This is a genomic window from Aeromonas sp. A04, from assembly GCF_047780465.1.
Classification (GTDB): Bacteria; Pseudomonadota; Gammaproteobacteria; order Enterobacterales; family Aeromonadaceae; genus Aeromonas; species Aeromonas bestiarum.
The window spans coordinates 682,151-705,131 of the sequence record NZ_JBLNHP010000001.1 but is presented as its reverse complement, the minus strand read 5'-3'; the positions used below and the strand labels follow the sequence as shown (position 1 = coordinate 705,131).

Sequence of the window (22,981 nt, the reverse complement as noted above, 5' to 3'; positions counted from 1 at the left end):
TCAGGATCGGTGTTTCATATGTATCGGAAAAATATCAAAGCCTATACCACCCAGAGTCTGCAATCCGAGCTGGCAGTCGCAGACCCTTATCGCGTCATCCAGCTGTTGATGCAGGGGTGTCTCGAACGTCTTGCTCAGGCGCGTGGTGCGATTGAGCGCCGTGATTTTGAGAGCAAGTCCCAATCCATTTCCAAAACCATGGCCATCATCAACGGGTTGCAGGACTCGCTGGATCTCTCCTATGGCAAGGTGCCAGAAGATCTCTTTGCACTTTATGACTATATGAAGGTACGGATGATGGATGCCAGCCGCGACATGGATATCGCCGTCGTTGACGAGGTGATGGCCCTGATGTTGACCGTGAAAAGCGGGTGGGATGCGATTCCTGTTGAAGAGCGTGACAAGGCGCTGGCTCAGCAAAAAGTGGGCCGGCCGGAATGAGCCATGTCCCGTTATCCGAGCTGATTGAGCATGGTAACCAGCTGTTGGCCCTGCTGGAGCAGGGCGACATGCTTGCGGCAGACAAGCTGACGGCTCATTACTTGAGCGCGCTTGATGGTGTGTTTCAACACATTGAACTTGGAACTGCATTGAGTGTGGAACAGCAACAAGTATTGCTGCAGTTTCAAACCATCCACGACTGGGTAGAAAAAGCGAAGCATCTGACAGAACAAGAGTTACTGCAGTTTTCCAAGGCCGGTCGAGCCTCTGATCTTTACAAATTGAATGCAGGTTAGGCATATAGAATGGATTTTAATAAAAATATTACTCAGGTCGAGAATGAATTATCCCGCCTCGAACTGCAAAAAAAGCAGGAGGCCGCCATGCTGGATGTGCTGCCTGCCCGTTATGAACTCAATATGGCGGCCTTCGAAAAATACATGCCTGGCATTCATGAATTTTTCAAAGATTACCAGCCTGTCAGGCCGTTTCGCTTCTTCTGCAATGAGAATGGTATTCCCAACGTCTTATGGCTTGATGAACAAGTGTCACTCTATGGGGAAGACCCACTTGTCGAAGCACAAGCACAGATAACCGAAGTGATTGAACAGAGTGTGTTGCAATGCATCGATTTTGTTCCCCAGTGGTACATCGATGGTCAAATCCATATAAAATACAACAATGAAATATCCAATCTTAAAGACAAGGCCGCGTTGGAAGGACTTAGATTAAATAAGGTATTGAATTCAGATATTCCATTGTCACTCATGTTTGGCATTGGTCTGGGTTACCAGCTGGGTTATCTCTATGAGCGGTGCAAGATAAGGAATCTCTTTGCCTTCGAGCCTGATCTCGACATGTTCTATGCTTCCCTCTACTGCTTCGACTGGCATACTTTGCTTGAGTATATGGAGCAAGAGTCACTGACTCTGCACCTGTTCATCGGTGTAGATGAACAATTGCTGGTAGCGGACATGATGGAGGCCCTCCATCGCAAGGGGGCATTCTGGTCGGCCAGTTATTTCTCGTTTTGTCATTATCATTCACCAAAATTACATGAATTGATAGATCAGGTAGAGCGCGAGTTCTATTTGCTCAAGACGGGTTGGGGATTTTTTGACGATAATATTTATGCGCTTGCCCATAGCCATAATCATCTGCAGGAGGGAACGCCATTCCTCAAGCGGCAGCGTGATACATCTGCATTCAGCCAGGTCCCTGTATTTGTTGTAGGTAATGGGCCGTCTCTGGACCAGAGCATAGATTTTATCAAGCAGCACCAGCAGCAGGCCATTATCATCGCCTGTGGTACGGCCGTCAGCGCGCTTCACAAGGCAGGAGTCAAACCAGATATCTATGTGGCGGTAGAGCGAACCAAGAGTTCGGCCGATTTTCTGCGTATCCTGGATGCCGATGATTTTATCAAGGATACCGTCTTCCTGAGTGTTGATGTCATCCACCCTGAGTGCAAAGAATTCTTCCGCAAGACGGGATTGACGTTCAAACCGAACGAGCCCATGTTCTCCATGCTGATAAGTGTCTTTGGCCAAGCATTTGAATATGACTCCATTGAGTTTTCCAACCCGTTTGTTGGGAATACAGGTCTCAACTATGCAGCCTTGCTGGGTTTCAAACAGGTTTATCTGTTCGGCATCGACAATGGTTACAAGTCTGCTGGAAAACACCACTCCAGTTTGAGCCTGTATTATAACGACAAGAAAGAAGCAAAATATGACGAGGATCTGAAAGACACTTTCCCCGCACCAGGCAACTTTGGTGGCGAGGTGCGCATCAACCATTTGTTTGGGCTCGCTATCCATAATATGGAGCGGGTACTGAATGATTATCCTGATTTGCGCTGTATCAACAGCAGCGATGGTGCCTATATAGAAGGCGCCAAACCTCAGCGTATCGAATCTCTGCAGCCATTCTGGCCTGAACTGAATAAAGTTCACTTGATGGATGAGGTGATGGAACGTTGTTTCCAACCTTTTGACATGTCCAGTTTTGATTTCAATGCTGCGCTCAATGCGCCACTCTTCGATGAGCTGATAGATAAACTTCGAGCAGACTGGCAAGTCGTGCCGTGCGAGCACAATGCCATATTAGCCCTGATGCAACGGCACCATGATTATCTCCTCTACTTGCTCATGAGTCGGGAATGCCATTTCTATCGTGTACTGATTGGTTCGATAAACTATTTCTATGCCAATATCATCAGCTTGATGATGGCATTGGTGAATGCAGAGTCTGACGAGTTTGAAATAAAGCTGAAAGAGGCTGAAGCAATACTCGGTCACTTCTTTGATGAGAGTAAGGTCATGTATGCCGATGCGTTCCAGCGGCAGGATTCTACCTACTTCGCCGGGCTTGATGTCTTCAAACATACCTGACAAGCAGGCCATGCCTTCTACTGAAAAGATGCCTGTTCAGGCATAACGAGACGCCGGCTGATGCCGGCGTCTCTGTTTTCAATATCTTGGTGTCATGACCAGATCTGGTTGCTACTTGGTTTGCAACTGCGCGATGGCATCACACACCTGCTGTACGGCATTGAGTGCCCTCGGGGTGAAGCGGTGCAACTCGTCCGAGTTGATGAGTTGCAGGCGCTGGTGCTTGACCGCATCGATCATGGGCCACTGCTGCCAGTGACGCAGGGCGTCGGGATCTTGACTCCCCGCCAGGATCAGTGCCGGGTTGGCCTTGATGATCTGCTCCAGGCTGACCTGTGGGTAGGGAGTACGGGCTTCCGCCATCACATTCTCTCCGCCACACAGTTCGATGGCCTGAGCCGGCCAGGCGGAACCGCTTACGCTGGTCAGGGGGGGATCCCAGAGCTGATAAAACACCTTGATATGCTTGGGCTGGCCGTAGCGTTGCTTGAGGTCGGCCAACCTGGCGAGATAGGCATCAGCCTGGGCATTGGCCGCTTGCTCCAGCTCCAGCCGTGTTCCCAGTGCGCGTATTTCCGTGGCCAGGGAGGCGAAATCCGTGGGCTCGGAGTAGAACACCGGAATACCCAGCTGCTCTATGGGAGCCAGCATGCGGGATTGGGCCGAGTGCCAGGCCACCACCAGATCCGGTTTCTGGGCCAGCAGGGCTTCCAGGTTGATGCTGCGGTAGTTGGCCACGTGTGGCCGTGTCGCCACCTCGGGTGGAAAGTCGGAGGCATCATCGGTGGCGACGATGCGATCGCCTGCACCGATGGCAAACAGCAGCTCGGTCAGATGGGGGGTTAGGCTGACGATGCGCATCGGCGCAGCCGCCTGCAGCATCAGTGGCCAGCAGAGCAGGCAGATCAGGGCGACATGCCTAGCCATGCAGTTGCTCCAGCGCGGTGAAGAGGACGGCCAGTGCCAGCCAGCCCCAGCCAATTTGTTGCAACCGGTTGAGCAAGCGCAGTGCACTGCTGGCATCAGGGTCGCTCACTGCATCGAACACAGGGAAGCGAAACAGGGTGTCCTGGTAATAGCGTGGGCCGCCCAGCCGGATCCCCAGCGAGTGGGAAAGCAGCGTGAGCAAGGCGCCCATGGCAGGGTAGGGCCACCGTATGGCCGTGCGCAGGCGAGCCCCCAGTTGGCGCAGCTGGGTCAGGCACAGGGGCAATGCCAGCAGCAGAATGGCGGGGGTACAGAGCCCCTGGTAAAGCACGGTAGCGGCACGGCCGAAGTGACTGAATGCCGCTTGCTTGGGGCTCCAGCCCTGGTTCATCAACTGAGCGAGTCGCCACAGCAGGGCACCCTGAACGCCCGCCAGTGCAAACCCGAGCAGGGGACCGGCCCATTGTCCTGTCAGTCGCAGCGCGCAGGTCTCGCTGACCGCCTTGGCGACCCCCATCACGGAGAGTTTGCCGGTATCGCGCCTGAGCCAGGGGGCGGCCTGCAGCCGGGCAACCACTAGTGTCTCCTGACTTGCCAGCGAACGGGTGGCCTTGGCCAGCTCTCGCAGCGGGCGCGACTCTATCATCAGCAGCAGAAACAGCAGATCAAACAACGGCTCCGAGAGGGAAAGGTTGCGCACCGCCCAGAGTCCGGCGGCGCACGGCAGCCAGACAACCAGCAAGGCCAGCAGACCGGCCTGGAATTGCTGCCTGGGCGCGCCATCTGGCCTGTGTACCTTGTGGCCGAGGCGGGTCAGCAGGGGCACCAGAGCGGAGAGCCTGAACTGGGCAGGCCAGGGCAGTATGGCTTCCAGCAGCGCGGCCCCGAGCAAAATGGCCGCCGGAGTGGCGGCCATTTGTTCCAGCGTGGCGAGGTCGATCACAGCTTGCCGAGCATCTTTATGATCATCTCGGCCGAATGCTGGCCCGCCACCTCGATGAAGGCGTCGAAGGATTCAACTTGTTCCTTGCCGGCGATGTCCGACATGGCGCGGACTACCAGGTAGGGAACCTTGAACATGTGGCACACCTGGCCGATGGCGGCCCCTTCCATCTCAACTGCCAGCATCTGCGGGAAATCGGCACGGGCTTTCGCAATCGCCTCGGGCTTGCACATAAACTGATCGCCGGTGCAGATGAGGCCAACTTTGGTCTGATGTTTGCCTTGCTCGGCGATGCAATCCTGGGCCACCGCGATCAGCTTCTCGTTGCAGGGGAAGGCGGCGGGTTGTTGCGCCATCTGGCCCATCTCGTAGCCGAAGGCGGTTACATCCACGTCGTGGAAGCGCATTTCGCTGGCGATGACCACGTCACCTATATGCAGATCCTGGGCAAAGCCGCCGGCGGAGCCTGTGTTGATCACGCAATCCGGGGCAAATTTTTCCAGCAGCAGGCTGGTGGCGACGCTGGCGGCGACCTTACCGATGCCGGAGCGAGTCAGGATCACCTCTTTGCCCGCCAGCATCCCCTGATAGAACTCGCAACCGCCCAGTTGCAGGGTGGTTGGCTCGCTCATCTGGCTGCGCAGCAGGGCCACTTCCTGTTCCATGGCGCCGATAATACCTACTTTCATCACTCACCTCGTCTCGATGGCCGCGTGGCCGAATAAGTTGTTGTGGATCATAACAAAAGTTGGCGATGGCGCCGAGCATTCCGAGAGGGTCGTCAGGAGGAAGATAAAAGGGGAAAGAGGCGGAAGTGACGTGTCCCCGCTCAGCGGTATTGTTCCACCAGCCTGGTCAGCGCGCCGCTGTCGGCCAGTTGCTGCAGCGTGCTGGCAAACAGGGCCAGCCGTGCGGGCGAGGTGTGTTGATGAAACAGTATGTAGAAAGGGGTCTCCTCCATGACGGTGGGGAGTATGCGCACCTGGCCGGTGAGCCTGTGCTGGCGAATATCGAATTCGAAGCCGGGTGAGCGGTAATAGATGAAGCGCCCCCGTTTCATCCGCAGCTTGTCGTAGTTGGCCGTGCTGTTGATCCCGCCGCTGTCGATGAGGAGCCCGCCGATGGCTTGCAGCCGCTCTATGGCTCCGCTGCCATGGTTGATGAGGATGATGCCCTCCTTGCCGAGGGCCCTGACATCGTCCCAGTGACGAATATGGATAGGGTCGTCGCTGCGCACCGCCAAGTGGTAGCGCACCGTGAAGATGGGCGGTTGCAGATAGATGAAGTGGTTGCGGCGGGCCGGGTTGTCGCCGACGCCACAGATAAAATCGAGCTGGCCGTGCAGTACGCTCTTCTCCAGCCGTTTCAGCGGCAGGAAGATCTGATCGCCCTGGATGCGCAGGGTGGGCTCTCGCTGCTCCATGAGTCGAAACAGGTCGACGCAGATCCCGCCGACGTGTCCATCCGGGTTTTCAATGTATTTTGGGGCCGACTCCGGCTGCGCCGCCGTGTGATAGACCTCTATGGCACTGGCTGCCCAGAGCGCAGGGGCAAGCAGGAAAAGCAGTGAGGCCACCCAGGATCTCATCTCATGCAGGCCCTCGATGAAGGCTCGGGGAGATCCCGATGCCAGCTATGTCAGTATCGTCAACGAATGAGACATTGGGCTATTTATCAGCATCTTATCAACCCAATGCGGTGTCGAGCGTCATCATGAGGGCAAAGCCGGCCATCAGCCCCAGGGTGGCGTGGGTCTGGTGACCATTGCGATGAGTCTCGGGGATCACCTCGTGGGAGACCACAAACAGCATGGCGCCGGCGGCCAGCCCCAGCCCTATGGGGTAGGCGATGGCCATGCCGCTGGAGAGGCCCACCCCGAGCAGGGCGCCGAGCGGTTCCAGCAGACCGCTGCCGATGGCGACCAGTACGGCTTTGCCTGGATGAAAACCGGCGGCGCACATGGCCAGCGCCACCGCCAGCCCTTCCGGAATGTCCTGCAGTGCGATGGCTGTGGTGAGCGGCAATCCCACCGACATGTCTCCTTGGGAGAAGCTCACCCCGATGGCCATGCCCTCCGGCAGGTTGTGCAGGGCGATGGCAAACACGAACAACCAGACCCGGGAGCAACTCTCATGGCCCGGGCCGCAGGGGCCCGTCTTGTCATGTTCATGGGGGGTGAACTGATCCAGTCCCAGCATCAACAGTACCCCCAGCGTCATACCGGCTACCACCACGGCGGCGGCGAGGAAGCCATCCCCGGTGATCCCTTCCGCCGCCTCGAGTCCCGGCAGCAGCAGGGAGAAGGCACTGGCGGCCAGCATCATGCCGGCGGCAAAGCCCAGCATGCTGTCTTCCACCCGTTGTGGCACGGCGCGCAGGAAGAGGGCCGGCAGGGCCCCGAGGGTGGTGGCGGCAAAACCGGCCAGTCCACCGATGAGGCCATAACGGGCTCCCGGACTGATGTCGCCAGCTGCCAGCATGATGAGGCTCTGCAACAGCAGCAACAACACGGCTGCCAGGGCGATGAGCAGGCCGATCGCGGTCAGCGGGCGAGCCTGCATCTGCTCGCGCAGCTGAATTGACCAGGAGGAAACCGGCAGCGCCGACGCGTTATCCATAAGCATGACCTCGATTGGCAGCGGATGAGGGGGCTCATCACCATGGTCTTGCATTACACCGAGACGGGCCTGCTTTGTCCATGCCCGCTGACCGATTGCCTTCATCGGTTAACTATTTGATATGTTTTGGTCGCTATAAAAAGTTTGTGATGAAAGTCCGGTTGTACGGAAAAACAACTTGCTTTCACGCCGCGAAATCCGGTGAAGGAGTAGGCAGATCTGTGGTAAAGTGCCGCCCTCGCGAAACCAGCCCTTCCCTTGGTTTTTCGCAACGTCCCATCTCCCGTCAGGAATGTCCGGGTATCAGCTCATACGGATGTGATCGCCACAGTGCACCTGCTTGTCAGCAGTTGAGGATCACCAGCCACCATGTTTTATAAAAATCTGTCTATCGGCAAGAAGATTGCCGTGGTCTTTGCGGTCATTGCCGCCGTCAACGTGATATTCGGTATTTTTCTCTCCAGCGAGCTGCGCGGCGTGCGCGACCGCGTGCTGAACTTTACCGACTCCACCCTGCCGAGCGTGCTCTCGGTGGAAACGCTGCTCTACGATGTCTCCTACGTGCGTCGGGCCCAGTTCGCCCTGCTGATGGTTGACGATGCCGCCGATCTGCAGGCCCGCCGTGGCCGCATTCAGGACAATGTCCAGAAGGTCGAGCGTGCCTTTCGTGCTTACGAGTCAACGGTTGGTGCCGATCATGAGCGCCAGGTGTTCAACCGCGCCAAGCAGGACTGGCAGCAGTACCTGAACTCGGTCAATGCGGTCGATCAGCTGCTGGTACAAGGCCAGCTGGCCCAGGCCAAGGCGCAGCTGTTCCAGTCCAACGCCGCCTATGGTGCGCTGGAACAGTCGGTCAACAGCCTGGTGGAGGTGAACCTCGGCTTCGTGAAGGAGAATCGGGGCAGCCTGCTCGACAGCGTCAACATGGTGACCAGCTTTGCCATGGTGAGCATAGGCGGCCTGCTGCTGTTCATGATGGCCATGACCTGGTTCCTGACTCGCCAGATCTGCCTGCCACTGCAAGCCGTGGTGGCGCAGGCCAACGCCATCGCCGCCGGTGATCTGACCCATCAGCTGGATCGCCAGCACATAGGCCGAGATGAGCTTGGCATGCTGGCCAAGGCATCCCTCAAGATGCAGGACAACCTGCGTGGCTTGATCGAAGAGGTGGTAGCCGCGGTGACCCAGCTTGGCGCCGCCATCGAAGAGGTGAGCGCTGTTTCCGAACAGTCGGCGCAAGGGATCCAGAGCCAGCAGCAGGAGATCTCCCTGGTGGCAACCGCCATGACCCAGATGAAGGCGACCGTGGCCGACGTGGCCGGCAACACTGAGACCGCGTCCGAATCGGCCAGCTCTGCCAACGCCCTGGCCCGTCGCGGCAATCAGGATGTGCAGAGCTCGCTGGTGGCCATTACCCGGGTCGCCGAGGAGATTGAACAGGCGGGGACCCTGGTCGCCGAGCTGGAGCGTGAATCTGCCCAGATCAACGTGGTGGTGGATGTGATCCGTGGCATCGCCGATCAGACCAACCTGCTGGCGCTCAACGCCGCCATCGAGGCGGCCCGTGCCGGCGAGCAGGGTCGCGGCTTTGCCGTGGTGGCCGATGAGGTGCGTACCCTGGCGGGCCGTACCCAGGCATCCACCGGCGAGATAGTGGCCATCATAGAAACCCTGCAGGCGCGCGCCAACCAGGCGAAAGAGGTGACAGGTCAAAGCTGTGACATGATCCGCCAGTGCGTGGTGCAGAGCGAGCAGACCAGCAACGGCATCCAGCAGATCGAAGAGGCGGTCGCCCAGATTGCCGACATGGCCATTCAGATTGCCAGTGCCTGTGGCGAGCAGGATGCGGTCTCCGATGAGCTGGGTCGCAACGTGGAGCGGATCAATGAATCCTCCAACGAGGTTGCCATCGGTGCCGATCACACCGCCCGCGCCTGTCTGGAGCTGAGCCAGCTGGCAGCCGGTCTGAAGCAGACCATAGGTCGCTTCCGCCTGGCCTGATGAGGGCAATGCTGGCTTGGTCTAGGCTGAGCCGGCCAATGCCCGCTGGACACACAACAAAACCCGGCGCTTGCCGGGTTTTGTTGTTTTACAGGGCGCCAGGGGAGGCGGATACCCGGTGCATAGTGAATCCTGATCTTCACGCCGGGCCTGCGACAGCGGGCGGATGGCCGCGGGCAAGGGATTGATGTCGGCAGTGACGCCTGGTGAAACCCGGTTGGCAGGAAAGGGGGTATGAGGATTTGCGTTGATAACGCTCATGCCAGCTGAGCTGAAAGGGAGGCTCAGCACTGCCACGGGATGGCCTGGCCTCGTTGCTGTAGCAATAAAAAAACCCGGCCAAGGCCGGGTTTTTTGTGCGTGCGCTGCGAGAGGCTGGCTTATTTGGCCAGGGACTCCGGCAGGTTTTCGCGGATCTTGCCGAGCATCTCTTTCAGGACACGCGGGTTGGCAACCACTATGTTGCCGGAGTTTTCGTAGTTGTGACCACCTACGAAGTCGGTGACGATGGCACCGGACTCTTTGGCCAGCAGCTCACCGGCAGCGGTATCCCAAGGCTTGAGGCCGATTTCCCAGAAACCGTCGACGCGACCGGCGGCCACATAGGCCAGATCCAGCGCGGCAGAGCCGGAGCGACGGATGTCGGCACATTCGATGAACATGCTCTGGAACATCTTCAGGTACGGCTCTATGTGGTGCTTCTGCTTGAACGGGAAACCTGTGGCCAGTACTGTGCCAGCCAGCTCTTTGGCCTTGCCGACACGGATGCGGTAGCCGTTCAGCTGGGCGCCGTTACCACGGGTCGCGGTAAACAGCTCGTCACGGATGGGATCGTAAACGACGGCCTGTTCGGTCTTGCCCTTGACGCGCAGGGCGATGGAGACGGCAAAGTGCGGAATGCCCTTGACGAGGTTGGTCGTGCCATCCAGTGGGTCAATGATCCATTGGTAGTCCGGATTGGTACCGGCAATCTCACCAGACTCTTCAGCTATGATGCTGTGTTCCGGGTAAGATTTTTTGATGGTGTGAATGATGGCCGCTTCGGCGTCACGGTCAACGTTGGTCACGAAGTCATTGCTGCCTTTCTGGATGGCCTCGATGTTCTCGGGCTGGGAGAAGGCTTTTACTACTACTTGACCGGCGTTGCGCGCAGCGCGCACGGCGATATTCAGCATCGGATGCATAGGTTCACCACTGGATGTTAAAGAACGGGGGATAAAAGGACGCGGTATAATACCAGTCTTTTCGATAATGGCAACCGTTATACGCCTTCTCCCTGACCTTGGCGACTGCCAGATCTGACGGCTCCAATATAGGCTTCTTTTGGTCTAGTCTTATGGCAGCAGCCGAATAACAGGCTGCATTGAGCATAGGGACGTGGATCATGAATCTGTCATTAGTCAGTCAAAAACCGTCGGCAGCGAGCACTCAAGGGCTGCTGGCTGCCTTGAGAGCATCAACCGGATATGGCGACTACTTCAATGAGGTGAGCATTGCCCAGCCATCACAGTGGCAACCGGGCAAAGAAGAGGCGGCCATACTGCTGCTCGATGGCGATACCCCCTGGCCCGAGTTTGCCTGGCAGCGCAGCGGCGAGACGTTCGGCTTGCCGGTATTGCCGTTGCTGATGCGCGGCGGGGATGAGACCCTCACCATTCAGGGGCCGGATGTGCGGGATCCGCGCTTCTATTTTGTCTCCAACGGCATAGTGCTGGACGAATCCGAGCTGGCCGATCCCGCCTGCAGCAGAGTGCTGTTGAGCAAGCTTGAGTCCTACTTCCCGCTGTTGTCCCGCCTCATTTTGCTGCGCCAGCGCCAACCCGTGGGGCTGTGCAACTAGCGCTTATCTTCCGGCTTCCGGGCTGTTCAAGCGGTGCAATATTTGTCATAACTGACCCGTATTGCGCCGCTTTGCCATGCCGGAGCCGGGAAAATGTCCGCATGGCGTCTATCCCGTAGTCTTTACCTGCTTGGCATCAGCACAGCAGTGGTCGTGTCTGTGCCAATGTGTGGATCACAAGGAGTTCATGATGATCGATTTTTATACCGCAGCCACCCCCAATGGTTTCAAGGTGGCGATCGCCCTCGAAGAGCTGGGGCTGCCCTATCGGGTGATCCCGCTGGATTTGTCGGCGCTGGATCAGAAAACCCCCGCGTTTCTGGCCATCAACCCCAACGGACGCATCCCGGCCATCATCGATCGGGATAACGGTGACTTCGCCGTGTTCGAGTCCGGCGCCATCCTGCTCTATCTGGCAGAGAAGGCGGGCAAGTTGTTGCCGCAGGATCCCAAGCGTCGTTCCCAGGCCATCCAGTGGCTGATGTTCCAGATGGGCGGGGTCGGCCCCATGATGGGGCAGGCCAACGTCTTCTATCGCTACTTCCCGGAGAAGATCCCGGCGGCCATCGAGCGCTATCAGAAGGAGGGGCGCCGCCTGTTCGAGGTGCTCGACAGCCACCTGGCGCAGCACGAATACCTGGCCGATGAGTACAGCATCGCCGACATCGCCACCTGGCCCTGGGTACGCATTCATGACTGGAGTGGCATCTCCATCGAGGGTCTGCCGCATCTGCAAGCCTGGATGGCGCGCATGGCAGAAAAACCCGCCTGCCAGAAGGGGATCACCATACCGCCACGCAACGAGACACCGGAGGATCTGGTCAAGCAGGCCCAGCAGATGGTAACGCGTTGATTTTTATTGCTGACGGGGCAAATTGCCCCGTTACATTAGAAAAACTAGGGAAAGCTGATTACAAAGATTCGTTCGTTTTTCGTGATCTGAATCACTAAGATCACGCCAAGCCAAGGGAGTGTCCTGCTCCCGGCCGGTGCGGGTTCTCCGCCTTGTATTTTCACCTTTGATTGACTCTGTTTTTTGGATCCCCTCTGCAGGTTTCTGCCAGGGGTGCGGCAGCTTTTTGATGATTTGCGGGACTGAGATATGTATCGGCACAGTTTTTACCCTCTGTTTTTTCTGACCATCCTGATGGTCGCCGTGGGTCAGATGACCCAGACCCTGTATGTGCCCTCCATTCCCATGATGGCGGGGGACTTCAACGTGGCCTCCGGCCAGTTGCAGGCGGTGATGGCCTGTTACCTCATTCCGTACGGGCTCTCCCAGTTTGTCTATGGCCCGCTGTCGGATCGCATCGGTCGTCGTCCTGTGCTGCTCATCGGCATGATGGTGTTTCTGGTGGGGACCCTGACCATTCAGCTGATCCCGAGCTTCACCGCGCTGCTGGTGGGCAGCCTGATCCAGGGGATGGGCACGGGTGCCGGCGGTGCCATGAGCCGGACCGTGATGCGCGATCGTTACAGCGGCGCCGAACTGAACCGGGCCAACAGCCTGGTGAGCATGGGGGTGATCTTCTCCCCGCTGCTGGCCCCCGTCCTGGGTGGCTGGTTGACCGAGCTGTTCAACTGGCGTGCCGGTTACTGGTTCCTGTTTGGCTTTGGCGCCGTGACCACCCTGGCCCTGCTGGCCTGGTTTGGTGAAACCCTGCCGCAGGCGGCTCGCCAACAGCCGCTGCGGGTCGGCGCTGCCTACCGCCACGTGCTGGGCAATCCGCGCTTTCAGGGCAATCTGCTCTGCCTGATGGCGACCTTCGCCGGTCTGGCGGTGTTTGAAGCGGCGGCCGGCGTGCTGCTCGGCGATGTGCTCAAGCTGAGCGCCCGCACAGTGAGCGTGCTGTTCGTGTTGCCGCTGCCCGGCTACCTGTTCGGCGCCTGGCTCTCCGCCAAGCTGAGCTTCCGGCTGAGTCAGGGCAAGCTGATGCGCCTTGGTATCGTCTTCCTGGCGCTGGGCTCCCTCATCATACTGTTGCCTGGCTTGTTCGGGGTGGTGAGTGCGGCCTCGCTGGTGGGGGGCGCGGCCGTCTACTTCATCGGTAGCGGCATCCTCTATCCGACCGCCACCTCCTGCGCCATCGAGCCCTTCCCGGGGCAGGCGGGCACCGCCGGCGCCATCCTGGGTGGCATGCAGAACCTGGGGGCGGGGATAGTCACCCTGCTGGCAGCCTGCTTCCCGATGGAAGGCCAGGTGACCCTGGGAGCCATCATGACGCTCATGGTCCTGCTGGTGGCCCTGAGCTTTGCCTGGCTGCGCCACCACGGCTCGCCGCACGAGCAGATGGCCGTCTGATCGCCTCGTGACAGTGACAAGCCCGCCCTCGCCGGCGGGCTTTTTATTGGCTCGATACTGGGTGTCGTGGGGGCCTGGGTTAGGGGAGAAGTAGGGGATGAACCTGAGCAGACAAGAATGAGCTGTCGCGCTGGGTCCCTGTAAACGAGAGACAAAGAAAAAGCCCGTCATCGTGATGACGGGCTTTTTGCTGTTGGTACCCCGGAGATGCCGTTGCCGGTTTGGGCCCTTGAACCGTAGGTTCAAGGCGGGAATCGAATCTGACCGCAGGCTTCTCGGTCGTGCCGAGCATGCGCAATAGCCAGAAGGCCGATCCCCTGGTGGGTATGATTATCGGCTCGGGGACTTGAACCGGCTGACGCACATCCCAGGGAATTTTAAAACGGTGCGCGATTAGGGCTGCAGGCCCTCGCCGCTGGATTCGCCATACTGTCCGTGCTCGATCAAGGCCGCTTCTATGGTGCGTTGCAGCATCTTGATCCGCTTGTCCATGGTCTCAGAGTATTGGTGATTCTTCTCTTTTTCAAGGCAGAGCTCATGGCAAAAATTGAGCGCTGCCATGATCGCCAATTGCTCGTTGCTGGAGACCTTGGAACGTTGACGCAGCTCGATGAGTTTGTCAGTCAGCTGGTCGGCGGCCTGGCGCAGGGCATCCTGCTGTCCCAAGGGACAGGATACCTTGTAGGGACGTCCCAAAATGACGATTTCTACGGCCTCTGTGCTCATGCCTTCCTCAATACGGCGGTGCTGATTTCCGCCTTTATCCACGTGGACAACTGGGCGGGACTATATAGCGCAGATGCAGAAGTTTCAAGGCCTTGCTGGCTCTGGAAGGGGGAGAATGCTAGGATCCTGACCATTAATTTTGCATATTTGCCTGAACTTTGAGCGGATCTTCGATGAGCAAAACGAACCCCCTGAAATACACGGCCGTGGCCGACCTGATGGAACAGCATGAGCTGATGGCAACGGCGGTGGAGGCCCATGGCGTGATCTGCGGTCTCGTCTGCGGTGGCGTGGCACTGGATGACAAGAGCTGGCTGCCGCCCTTCAACGATCTGGTCAACGACGGTTTCGGCTTGCCGGCCCCGGTGCGCCAGGTGATGACAGATCTCTATCACGAGATAGTCGAGAGCCTGATGGCCCAGAAGGGCGTCGAGCTGCTGCTGCCAAGCGATGAGGCGCCGCTCGATGAGCGCATCGATTCGCTGGTGGACTGGTCACAGGCATTTCTGGCCGGGTTTGGCGTGGTGCAACAGGAGCTTTCCAGGGCGTCCGAAGAGTTGCAGGAGATGATCCAGGACATCGCCAGCATCACCCAGGTCTCTGCCGAGTTCGATCAGGAAGACGACGAGAACGAAGCCTCCTTCCTGGTGCTCTACGAGCATGTACGCCTGGGGGTCATGATGACCTTCGAGGAGTTTGGCAAGCGTCCCGATACCCCGATCGCGCCGCCGACCCTGCACTGATCGCCCCTGCGACAGAAACAGCAAAAAACAAAGCAGAGCGCCCCGGTGGCGCTCTGCTTTTATCCGGCCGTATGGGGGAGCCAGCTCAGCATTTTTTCAACCAGATCATGGTCGTGACGCCGTTTTTTGCCCGTGGCCTCGCATCCCGGCCCCCCGCTTTGTGATAGCATGAGGTCACGTTCCCAGCTTCTTCCTCTCATCTCATGTCTCAATCTGATCTGGTTCACGTCGACGTGGCTATCGTCGGCGGTGGAATGAGCGGTGCCGTGCTGGCGCTCTCTCTTGCCGCGTTGCGAGGTGCCGACGGCGAGCCCCTGCAGATCCTGCTGCTGGAGGCGAGCGCCCCCGAGCTCAATGCCCATCCGGGCTTCGATGCCCGCGCCATCGCGCTCTCTGCTGGCACTTGCGAGGCGCTGGTCCGTCACGGGCTCTGGCCTCGCTTCGCCCCTCACTGCTCCCCCATCACCCAAATCCATGTCTCGGATCGGGGCCATTTCGGCCAGGCCAGCTTGTCGGCGGCGGAATATGGTCTGCCCGCGCTCGGCCAGGTGATCGAGCTGTCGGCGGCTGGCATAACACTGCAGCAGGGGATGGCGGCCTGCCCCCACATCCATATGCTGTGCCCGGCCCAGCTCTCGACCATTGAGCCGCTTGAGGAGGGCGTGACCCTGACGCTGGCCGGTGGCGAGCGTTACCAGACCCGGCTGCTGGTGGCGGCCGATGGCGGCCACTCCTTCGTGCGCCAGCACTTCAAGATGGCCGTCACTCGTCACGACTTTGAGCAAAGTGCCATCATAGCCACGGTCAAGACCGCCGAGGATCCCGCCGGGCGGGCGTTCGAGCGCTTCACCCAGGGGGGGCCGCTGGCCTTGCTGCCGATGCAGGATGGGCTCTCCTCCCTGGTGTGGAGCGTCGGGCGGGAGCAGGCGGATGAACTGATGGGGCTGGATGAGGCCGCCTTTCTCGCCCGGTTGCAGCAGGCGTTTGGCTGGCGGCTGGGCCGTTTCGAGCGATGCGGCCAGCGCCACGTCTATCCGCTGGTACAGACGGCCACCGACTACCCGCTGGCCCAGCGCACCGTGCTGGTGGGCAATGCCGCCCACCTGCTGCACCCCATCGCCGGGCAGGGCTTCAACCTCGGTATGCGCGATCTGGACCTGCTCACCCAGGCGGTTGCCGGCGCGCTCGCGGCGGGGGAGGACATAGGCAGCTTTGCGGTGCTGAACGGTTACTGGCAGCTGCGCAAGGAGGATCAGGCCCGGACCATCTGGCTCACCTCCTCGCTGGCCCAGCTCTTCTCCAATGGCCACGATCCGCTGGTGGCGGGCCGCAACCTGGCGCTCTCCCTGATGGGACGGCTGACTTGCCTCAAGGCGCCGCTGGCCTCCCGTACCCTGGGGTTTGTGGCCGACCTGTGCCGTAAATGAGGGGCGCCGCCCACCCGCGGCGGTCAATCGCGAATTGAAAGGGGCTATGCCAACGGGCGTCCCCTGCTGACCCGGCGGTCAGCCACGAAAGGAACAGATGATGCAGATGCAAAATGTGGATGTGGTGATAGTGGGGGGCGGCATGGTGGGCCTGGGGCTCGCCGCCGCGCTCAAGCAGAGTGGCCTCAAGATTGCCATCGTGGAGGGGCAGTTGCCCGATCCTGAGCTCGGGGACGCGCCGGACAACCGGGTCAGTGCCCTGAGTCTGGCCAGCCAGCGCATCTTGCAGCAGGTCGGCGCCTGGGCCGGGATAGAGGCGCGGCGCCTGCAGCCCTACGAGAAGATGCAGGTGTGGGAGCAGGACAGCTTCGGCCAGATTGGCTTTGATGCCGCCAGCCTGCGCCAGGGGGCACTCGGTCACATAGTTGAGAACCGGGTCATCCAGCTGGCACTGCTGGAGGCGATTCTTGTTGGCAATGCAGGGGATGCAGACAACATACAGCTGCTGAGCCCGGCCCGGGCCGCCAGCCTGCAAAGTGGCGAGGCGGGGTCGCTCCTGCTGCTGGACGATGGCCGCGCGCTGTCGGCCAAGCTGGTGGTGGCCGCCGATGGCGCCCACTCCTGGGTGCGCCGCCAGGCGGACATTCCGCTCACCAGCTGGGATTACGGCCATCACGCCCTGGTGGCGACGGTGCGCTGTGCCGAGCCCCACGAGGCGGTGGCCCGCCAGATCTTCACCCCGGATGGCCCGCTCGCCTTCCTGCCCCTGTGGCAACCGGATCTCTGCTCCATCGTCTGGTCCGTGCCCGCCAGCCGGGCCGAGGCACTGTGCGCCTGCGATGACGAACGGTTCAACCGCCAGCTCACCACCGCCTTCGATGGCCGGCTGGGGTTGTGCAAGGTGGAAGGGGCGCGCAGCGCCATCCCGCTCACCGCCCGCTATGCCCGCGACTTCGCTCGCGAGCGGCTGGTGTTGGTGGGGGATGCGGCTCACACCATACATCCGCTGGCGGGGCAGGGAGTCAACCTGGGCCTGCTGGATGCGGCGGCGCTGGCGGAGCAGATTGTGCAAACGCATCGTGCCGGTGGGGACATAGGTCTGCTGGCCAACCTGCGCAGCTACGAGCGCTGGCGCAAGAGCGAGGCGGCCCGCATGCTGGCGGCCATGGAAGGGCTCAAGCGGCTGTTCAGCGGGGCCAACCCCCTCAAGAAGCTGGTGCGCGGGGTGGGATTGTGCGCCTTCGACGCGCTGGCGCCGCTCAAGCAGGGGGTGATCCGGGCTGCCATGGGGCTCGATGGCGAACTGCCCGCCCTGGCCAAGGGTGAAAAAATCTAATACTACTCAGGTTTTTTTACAACAAAACTAATCTGACGAGGCTGATGACCCATTTTGGGCATCAGCCTTTAATCTGGGTGGCAGGCGAAACGTTTTTCTTCAAATTGTGACGAAACGGTAAAAATCAAAATTTAATCTCGTGTGAGTCGCTGTTCGACTGTTTTTATCACTGTTTTTACCTTAGTGTCTGGGGTCTGTTTACTGGCGGTGGATTAGTTTTTTTTGAGCGGCAGGCTCGCCCGCTTGTCATATAATCCGCTGCGTTCAAGGAATCACTCTTGCCCCGCGGGGCTGGAACGAGCACAGACTCCGACTGTCTTTTCTCTTTCTGTTGCACAGGCGATTGCATGTCCTGTTGGCTGTCAGGGGAGGGCGGATTGCGAGTGTTGTCGCGAACGCTTAAGGAAACACAGCGATGATCCAGACTACAGTACTGCATCCCAAGCACCTGGAAGCCGGCGCCAAAATGGTGGACTTCCACGGTTGGGAAATGCCCATCAACTACGGCTCCCAGCTGGAAGAGCACCACGCGGTGCGCACCGATGCCGGCATGTTCGACGTCTCCCACATGACCATAGTCGACTTGACCGGCGAACGGGTCAAAGCCTTCCTGCAACACCTGCTGGCCAACGACGTGGCCAAACTCACAGTCCCGGGCAAGGCCCTCTACAGCGGCATGCTCAATCCGGAAGGCGGCGTCATCGACGACCTCATCACCTATTATCTTGGCGATACGTTTTACCGCCTGGTGGTGAACTCCGCCACCCGCGAGAAGGATCTGGCCTGGATCCGCCACCACGCCATCGATTTTGCCGTGAGCGTGACCGAACGTCCCGAGCTCGCCATGATCGCGGTGCAGGGCCCCAACGCCAAGGCCAAGACGGCCAAGGTGTTCACTCCTGAGCAAAATGCGGCAGTGGAGGGGATGAAGCCCTTCTTCGGCGTGCAGGCAGGAGATCTCTTCATCGCCACCACAGGCTACACAGGCGAAGACGGCTATGAAATCGTGGTGCCACAAGAGAAGGCGTGCGACCTGTGGCAGGCGCTGCTGGACAACGGCGTGGCCCCCTGCGGGCTGGGCGCGCGGGATACCCTGCGCCTCGAAGCCGGCATGAACCTCTACAGCCAGGACATGGACGAGAGCATCAGCCCGCTCGCCGCCAACATGGCCTGGACCCTGGCCTTCGAGCCGGCCTCCCGCCAATTTATCGGTCGCGCCGCGCTGGAAGCACAGAAGGCGGCGGGCACTCAGCCCAAGCAGGTCGGTCTGGTGATGGAAGAGAAGGGCGTACTGCGTGCCGGCATGCCGGTCACCTTCACCACCGCCAGCGGCGAGAAGCGGGAAGGTGTGATCACCTCGGGTTCTTTCTCGCCGACCCTGGGCTACAGTATTGCCTTGGCGCGGGTGCCCCGCGACATCGGCGAACAGGCCGAGGTGGAGATCCGCAAGAAGCTGGTCACCGTCAAAGTCACCAAGCCCGCTTTCGTGCGCAACGGCCAGAAGCTGGTGTAACAACCCCATTGCGGCGAAGGGGCTGCCCTTCGCCAGTACCCCTTGTACGCGGTCCAGGTACAAGTGATCCAAGTGAATAAGAAGGAAGCACAAATGAGCCATATCCCGAGCGAACTGAAATATGCCACCTCCCACGAGTGGATCCGTGTTGAAGCCAACGGCGAGGCCGTGGTCGGTATCACCGAGCACGCCCAGGATCTGCTGGGAGACATGGTGTTTATCGATCTGCCGGAAGTGGGCAAGCAAATTGGCGCCGGTGATGACTGCGCCGTGGCCGAGTCGGTCAAGGCCGCCTCCGACATCTACAGCCCGGTGAGCGGCGAAATCATCGCCATCAACGAAGAGCTGGAAGGCAGCCCGGAACTGGTCAACTCAGACCCCTACGGCGCCGGCTGGCTGTTCCGCATCAAGCTGGATGACGCGGGCGAGCTCGCCAATCTGCTGGATGCCGAAGGCTACCAGAACCTGGTGGACGAAGAGTAATGCCCCCGGGCCCTGCCAACACAGCAGGGCCCCTTTGTATGACCGCCAGCCGGGCACATGCCGGCCGGTGGAAGGGTGAAGTCGCCCGCGCCTGCCGTTTGCCAGCCTGGCCTTGCCAGGGGGCAAGCGGGCCGGTACGCAACAAGGCGATCCCCTGTCGATGCTGGCGCAGCATCCGGTGCCGCACCCAGCCTGCGGGACCCAGAACATGAGTGGAGTCGGTATCAACCGGCTATCAGGAACATCAGGTCTTGGTTATCAGGACTTAATACCAGGAATAGGGAAATGACCCAGTCACTGTTTGAACTCGAGCAAAAAACCGATTTCATCCGTCGCCACATAGGCCCGGGTGAGGAAGAAGTGCGCGCCCTGTTGGCCACCGTGGGCGCAGAGAGCCTGGACGATCTGATTGAGCAGACGGTCCCCGCCGCCATTCGCCGGCCGGGCCCGCTCGGCATCGGCGTCCCCATGACGGAAGTGGAGGCACTGGCCAAGCTCAAGGGCTACGCCGCCCAGAACAAGATCGCCAAGAGCTATATCGGCATGGGCTATCACGACACCCATGTGCCCCACGTCATCCTGCGCAACGTGCTGGAGAACCCGGGCTGGTATACCGCCTACACCCCGTACCAGCCCGAGCTGGCCCAGGGCCGTCTCGAAGCCCTGCTCAACTTCCAGCAGCTGACGCTGGACTTGACCGGCATGGATCTGGCAAGTGCCTCCCTGCTGGATGAAGCCACCGCCGCCGCCGAAGCCATGGCGCTGGCCAAGCGCATGGCCAAGTCCAAGTCCCATCTCTTCTTCGTGGCCGATGACGTGCACCCCCAGGTGATCGACGTGGTCAAGGAGCGCGCCGTGCATTTTGGCTTCGACGTGGCCGTCGGCCCCGCCGGCGAGGCGGTGAGTGAAGAGGTGTTCGGTGCCCTGTTCCAGTACCCCACCACCACGGGTGAGGTGAAAGATCTGCGTGCCCTGATCGCCGCCGTGCAAGCCCAGAAGGGGCTGGCCTGCGTCAGTGCCGACCTGCTCTCCTTGCTGCTGCTCAAATCCCCGGGGGAACTGGGGGCCGACGTGGTATTCGGCTCAGCCCAGCGCTTCGGCGTGCCCATGGGTTACGGTGGCCCCCACGCCGCCTTCTTCGCCACCCGCGATGCCTACAAGCGCTCCATGCCGGGCCGCATCATAGGCGTCTCCAAGGATGCCCGCGGCAAGAGTGCCCTGCGCATGGCGATGCAGACTCGCGAGCAGCATATCCGCCGCGAGAAGGCGAACTCCAACATCTGTACCGCCCAGGTGCTGCTGGCCAACATGGCGAGCTTCTACGCCGTCTACCACGGCCCTGTGGGGTTGAAAACCATCGCCTCCCGCGTTCACCGTCTCACCAGCATCCTGGCGCTGGGGCTTAAAGCCAAGGGCGTTGCCCTCAAGCACGCCAGCTGGTTCGATACCCTCACCGTACAGAGCGCTGACAAGGCAGCCCTGATCGCCAAGGCCGAAGGGCTCGGCATCAACCTGCGTGCCGATCTCGATGGTGCCGTGGGCGTGTCCCTCTCCGAAACCACCACCCGCGCCGATGTGGCCGAGCTGTTCGATCTCTTCCTCGGCAAGGGCCACGGCCTGGATGTGGAGGCGCTCGACAAGGCGGCCCAGACCCATCACGGCATACCGCAGGATCTGCTGCGCACCGACGCCGTACTGACCCACGAGGTGTTCAACAAGTACCACTCCGAGACCGAGATGCTGCGTTACATCCACCGTCTCGAGGCGAAAGATCTGGCGCTCAACTACGCCATGATTTCGCTGGGTTCCTGCACCATGAAGCTCAACGCCACCGCCGAGATGATCCCGGTGACCTGGCCCGAGTTCGGCAAGCTGCACCCGTTTGCGCCGCTGGCCCAGGCCAAGGGCTACCAGCTGCTGCTGGCAGACCTGGAAGACTGGCTGGTGAAGGTGACAGGTTACGATGCGGTCTGCATGCAGCCGAACTCTGGTGCCCAGGGCGAGTACGCGGGCCTTCTGGCCATCAAGAAGTACCACGAGTCCCGTGGCGACGGTCATCGCGACATCTGCCTCATACCGGCTTCTGCCCACGGCACCAACCCGGCCTCCGCCCAGATGGCGGGGCTGCGGGTCATAGTCACCGCCTGTGACAAGTCCGGCAACGTGGATCTCGACGATCTGCGCGCCAAGGCCGCCGAGGCGGGGGAGAAGCTTAGCTGTCTGATGGTGACCTACCCTTCTACCCACGGGGTGTACGAGGAGACCATCAAGGAGGTGTGCGACATCGTTCACCAGCACGGTGGTCAGGTCTACCTCGACGGCGCCAACATGAACGCGCAAGTTGGGCTGACGGCGCCGGGCTTCATCGGGGCGGACGTCTCCCACCTCAACCTGCACAAGACCTTCGCCATCCCTCACGGCGGTGGCGGTCCGGGCATGGGCCCTATCGGTGTGAAGAAACACCTGGCACCCTTCGTGGCCGGTCACGCCGTGGTCAAGACCGACAAGGAGAGCCGCAACAACGGCGCCGTGTCGGCAGCCCCGTTCGGTTCGGCCAGTATCCTGCCCATCAGCTGGATGTACATCGCCATGCTGGGCGACGAGGGGCTCAAAAAATCCACCCAGGTGGCCATCCTCAACGCCAACTATCTGGCCAAGAAGCTGGGTGAATCCTTCCCTGTGCTCTATTCCGGGCGCAACGGCCGGGTGGCCCACGAGTGCATCCTGGATATCCGCCCGCTCAAAGAGGCGTCCGGCATCAGCGAGATGGACGTGGCCAAGCGGCTGATGGACTACGGCTTCCACGCCCCGACCATGAGCTTCCCGGTGGCGGGCACCCTGATGGTCGAGCCGACCGAATCTGAATCCAAGCGCGAGCTGGATCGCTTCGTCGAGGCCATGACCGCCATCCGTGCCGAGATAGCCAAGGTGCAGGACGGCCACTGGAGCCTGGCCGACAACCCCCTGGTCAACGCGCCCCATACCCAGGATGACGTGATGGACGAGCAGTGGAACCGTGGCTACAGCCGCGCCGAGGCGGTCTTCCCGTCCGACGCCGTGCGCGCCGCCAAGTTGTGGCCGTCGGTCAACCGCATCGATGACGTCTACGGCGATCGCAACCTGTTCTGCTCCTGCATCCCCACCGAGGATTACGCCAAGTAATAGCGGCGCAGAGTGAACGCGGGCCAGCTGCCCGATAAAATCAAGGCCACCCCTGCGGGTGGCCTTGTTGTTTATGGCGAATGTCAGACATGACATCACGCAGGAGCCTTCTCAGCCTCGGGCTGC

The 22,981-nt window shown here is 60.2% G+C and carries 20 protein-coding genes and 1 other RNA gene; 13 read left to right on the top strand and 8 right to left on the bottom strand.

The features are described from left to right. The first annotated feature begins 18 nt into the window (after positions 1 to 18). Genes fliS through ACM3N8_RS03105 form a run of 3 tightly spaced genes read left to right on the top strand, consistent with a single transcriptional unit; the run spans position 19 to position 2,834 of the window. Positions 19 to 441: a flagellar export chaperone FliS gene (fliS, locus tag ACM3N8_RS03115; protein ID WP_043136836.1), complete on the top strand. Its 423-nt coding sequence runs from the start codon at positions 19 to 21 to the stop codon at positions 439 to 441. Beyond that, positions 438 to 737, top strand: a complete 300-nt coding sequence (locus ACM3N8_RS03110) for a hypothetical protein (protein WP_098984376.1) — start codon at positions 438 to 440, stop codon at positions 735 to 737. The genes fliS and ACM3N8_RS03110 overlap by 4 nt, the downstream gene beginning before the upstream one ends. A gap of 9 nt (positions 738 to 746) precedes the next feature. Beyond that, positions 747 to 2,834: a 6-hydroxymethylpterin diphosphokinase MptE-like protein gene (locus ACM3N8_RS03105; protein ID WP_172955370.1), complete on the top strand. Its 2,088-nt coding sequence runs from the start codon at positions 747 to 749 to the stop codon at positions 2,832 to 2,834. Positions 2,835 to 2,945: 111 nt separating this feature from the next. Here ACM3N8_RS03105 and ACM3N8_RS03100 read toward each other — a convergent pair whose 3' ends face one another. The 5 genes from ACM3N8_RS03100 to ACM3N8_RS03080 form a co-directional block, all read right to left on the bottom strand. Beyond that, the gene (locus ACM3N8_RS03100) at positions 2,946 to 3,761 is read right to left on the bottom strand and encodes a cobalamin-binding protein (RefSeq protein WP_290016897.1); all 816 of its coding nucleotides are present in this window, start codon (positions 3,759 to 3,761) and stop codon (positions 2,946 to 2,948) included. Continuing rightward, positions 3,754 to 4,704, bottom strand: coding sequence for a cobalamin biosynthesis protein CobD/CbiB (locus ACM3N8_RS03095; protein ID WP_290016895.1), 951 nt, complete (start codon positions 4,702 to 4,704; stop codon positions 3,754 to 3,756). Before ACM3N8_RS03095 ends, ACM3N8_RS03100 begins: the two co-directional genes overlap by 8 nt. Beyond that, positions 4,701 to 5,393 carry a 5'-methylthioadenosine/S-adenosylhomocysteine nucleosidase gene (mtnN, locus tag ACM3N8_RS03090; protein ID WP_290016893.1) on the bottom strand — a complete coding sequence of 231 codons (693 nt, stop codon included), beginning with the start codon at positions 5,391 to 5,393 and terminating at the stop codon, positions 4,701 to 4,703. The genes ACM3N8_RS03095 and mtnN overlap by 4 nt, the downstream gene beginning before the upstream one ends. 140 nt (positions 5,394 to 5,533) lie before the next feature. After that, positions 5,534 to 6,292, bottom strand: coding sequence for a substrate-binding periplasmic protein (locus ACM3N8_RS03085; protein WP_290016892.1), 759 nt, complete (start codon positions 6,290 to 6,292; stop codon positions 5,534 to 5,536). A gap of 97 nt (positions 6,293 to 6,389) precedes the next feature. Then, entirely contained in the window at positions 6,390 to 7,322 is a 933-nt protein-coding gene (locus ACM3N8_RS03080) for a ZIP family metal transporter (RefSeq protein WP_290016890.1), read from the bottom strand. Between the two features lie 369 nt (positions 7,323 to 7,691). On the opposite strand from ACM3N8_RS03080, the gene ACM3N8_RS03075 reads away from it, so the two are divergent. After that, complete coding sequence (locus ACM3N8_RS03075; protein WP_043136824.1) at positions 7,692 to 9,323, top strand: methyl-accepting chemotaxis protein; 1,632 nt, start codon at positions 7,692 to 7,694, stop codon at positions 9,321 to 9,323. 380 nt (positions 9,324 to 9,703) lie between these two features. On the opposite strand, the gene suhB is transcribed toward ACM3N8_RS03075, so the two are convergent. After that, entirely contained in the window at positions 9,704 to 10,507 is an 804-nt protein-coding gene (gene suhB, locus ACM3N8_RS03070; RefSeq protein WP_005310327.1) for an inositol-1-monophosphatase, read from the bottom strand. Between the two features lie 200 nt (positions 10,508 to 10,707). Here suhB and ACM3N8_RS03065 point away from each other — a divergent pair, with 200 nt between their 5' ends. From ACM3N8_RS03065 to emrD, 3 genes are all read left to right on the top strand, one after another. Next, positions 10,708 to 11,163 (top strand): hypothetical protein, encoded by a 456-nt coding sequence (locus ACM3N8_RS03065; protein ID WP_043136820.1) that lies wholly within the window; start codon positions 10,708 to 10,710, stop codon positions 11,161 to 11,163. Positions 11,164 to 11,353: 190 nt separating this feature from the next. Continuing rightward, positions 11,354 to 12,016 (top strand): glutathione S-transferase family protein, encoded by a 663-nt coding sequence (locus ACM3N8_RS03060; protein WP_241278190.1) that lies wholly within the window; start codon positions 11,354 to 11,356, stop codon positions 12,014 to 12,016. A gap of 249 nt (positions 12,017 to 12,265) precedes the next feature. After that, positions 12,266 to 13,465, top strand: coding sequence for a multidrug efflux MFS transporter EmrD (gene emrD, locus ACM3N8_RS03055; RefSeq protein ID WP_043136815.1), 1,200 nt, complete (start codon positions 12,266 to 12,268; stop codon positions 13,463 to 13,465). Between the two features lie 194 nt (positions 13,466 to 13,659). Here the strand turns inward: emrD and ssrS are convergent. Beyond that, positions 13,660 to 13,842: non-coding RNA, 6S RNA (gene ssrS, locus ACM3N8_RS03050), on the bottom strand. Positions 13,843 to 13,858: 16 nt separating this feature from the next. Further along, complete coding sequence (zapA, locus tag ACM3N8_RS03045) at positions 13,859 to 14,191, bottom strand: cell division protein ZapA (RefSeq protein ID WP_042865847.1); 333 nt, start codon at positions 14,189 to 14,191, stop codon at positions 13,859 to 13,861. Between the two features lie 173 nt (positions 14,192 to 14,364). Here zapA and ACM3N8_RS03040 point away from each other — a divergent pair, with 173 nt between their 5' ends. The 6 genes from ACM3N8_RS03040 (at position 14,365) to gcvP (ending at position 22,855) form a co-directional block, all read left to right on the top strand. Then, positions 14,365 to 14,934: a UPF0149 family protein gene (locus tag ACM3N8_RS03040; protein ID WP_042034443.1), complete on the top strand. Its 570-nt coding sequence runs from the start codon at positions 14,365 to 14,367 to the stop codon at positions 14,932 to 14,934. 203 nt (positions 14,935 to 15,137) lie between these two features. Beyond that, positions 15,138 to 16,361, top strand: coding sequence for a 2-octaprenyl-6-methoxyphenyl hydroxylase (gene ubiH, locus ACM3N8_RS03035; RefSeq protein WP_241324714.1), 1,224 nt, complete (start codon positions 15,138 to 15,140; stop codon positions 16,359 to 16,361). A gap of 100 nt (positions 16,362 to 16,461) precedes the next feature. Further along, positions 16,462 to 17,697: an FAD-dependent 2-octaprenylphenol hydroxylase gene (locus tag ACM3N8_RS03030; protein ID WP_416015432.1), complete on the top strand. Its 1,236-nt coding sequence runs from the start codon at positions 16,462 to 16,464 to the stop codon at positions 17,695 to 17,697. Between the two features lie 415 nt (positions 17,698 to 18,112). After that, a complete protein-coding gene (gcvT, locus tag ACM3N8_RS03025) occupies positions 18,113 to 19,210 on the top strand; it encodes a glycine cleavage system aminomethyltransferase GcvT (RefSeq protein WP_241278187.1) in 1,098 nt (365 codons plus the stop codon). Positions 19,211 to 19,303: 93 nt separating this feature from the next. After that, positions 19,304 to 19,693, top strand: a complete 390-nt coding sequence (gcvH, locus tag ACM3N8_RS03020; RefSeq protein ID WP_043136806.1) for a glycine cleavage system protein GcvH — start codon at positions 19,304 to 19,306, stop codon at positions 19,691 to 19,693. Positions 19,694 to 19,978: 285 nt separating this feature from the next. Next, positions 19,979 to 22,855 carry an aminomethyl-transferring glycine dehydrogenase gene (gene gcvP, locus ACM3N8_RS03015; RefSeq protein ID WP_416015431.1) on the top strand — a complete coding sequence of 959 codons (2,877 nt, stop codon included), beginning with the start codon at positions 19,979 to 19,981 and terminating at the stop codon, positions 22,853 to 22,855. Positions 22,856 to 22,981 lie beyond the last annotated feature (126 nt).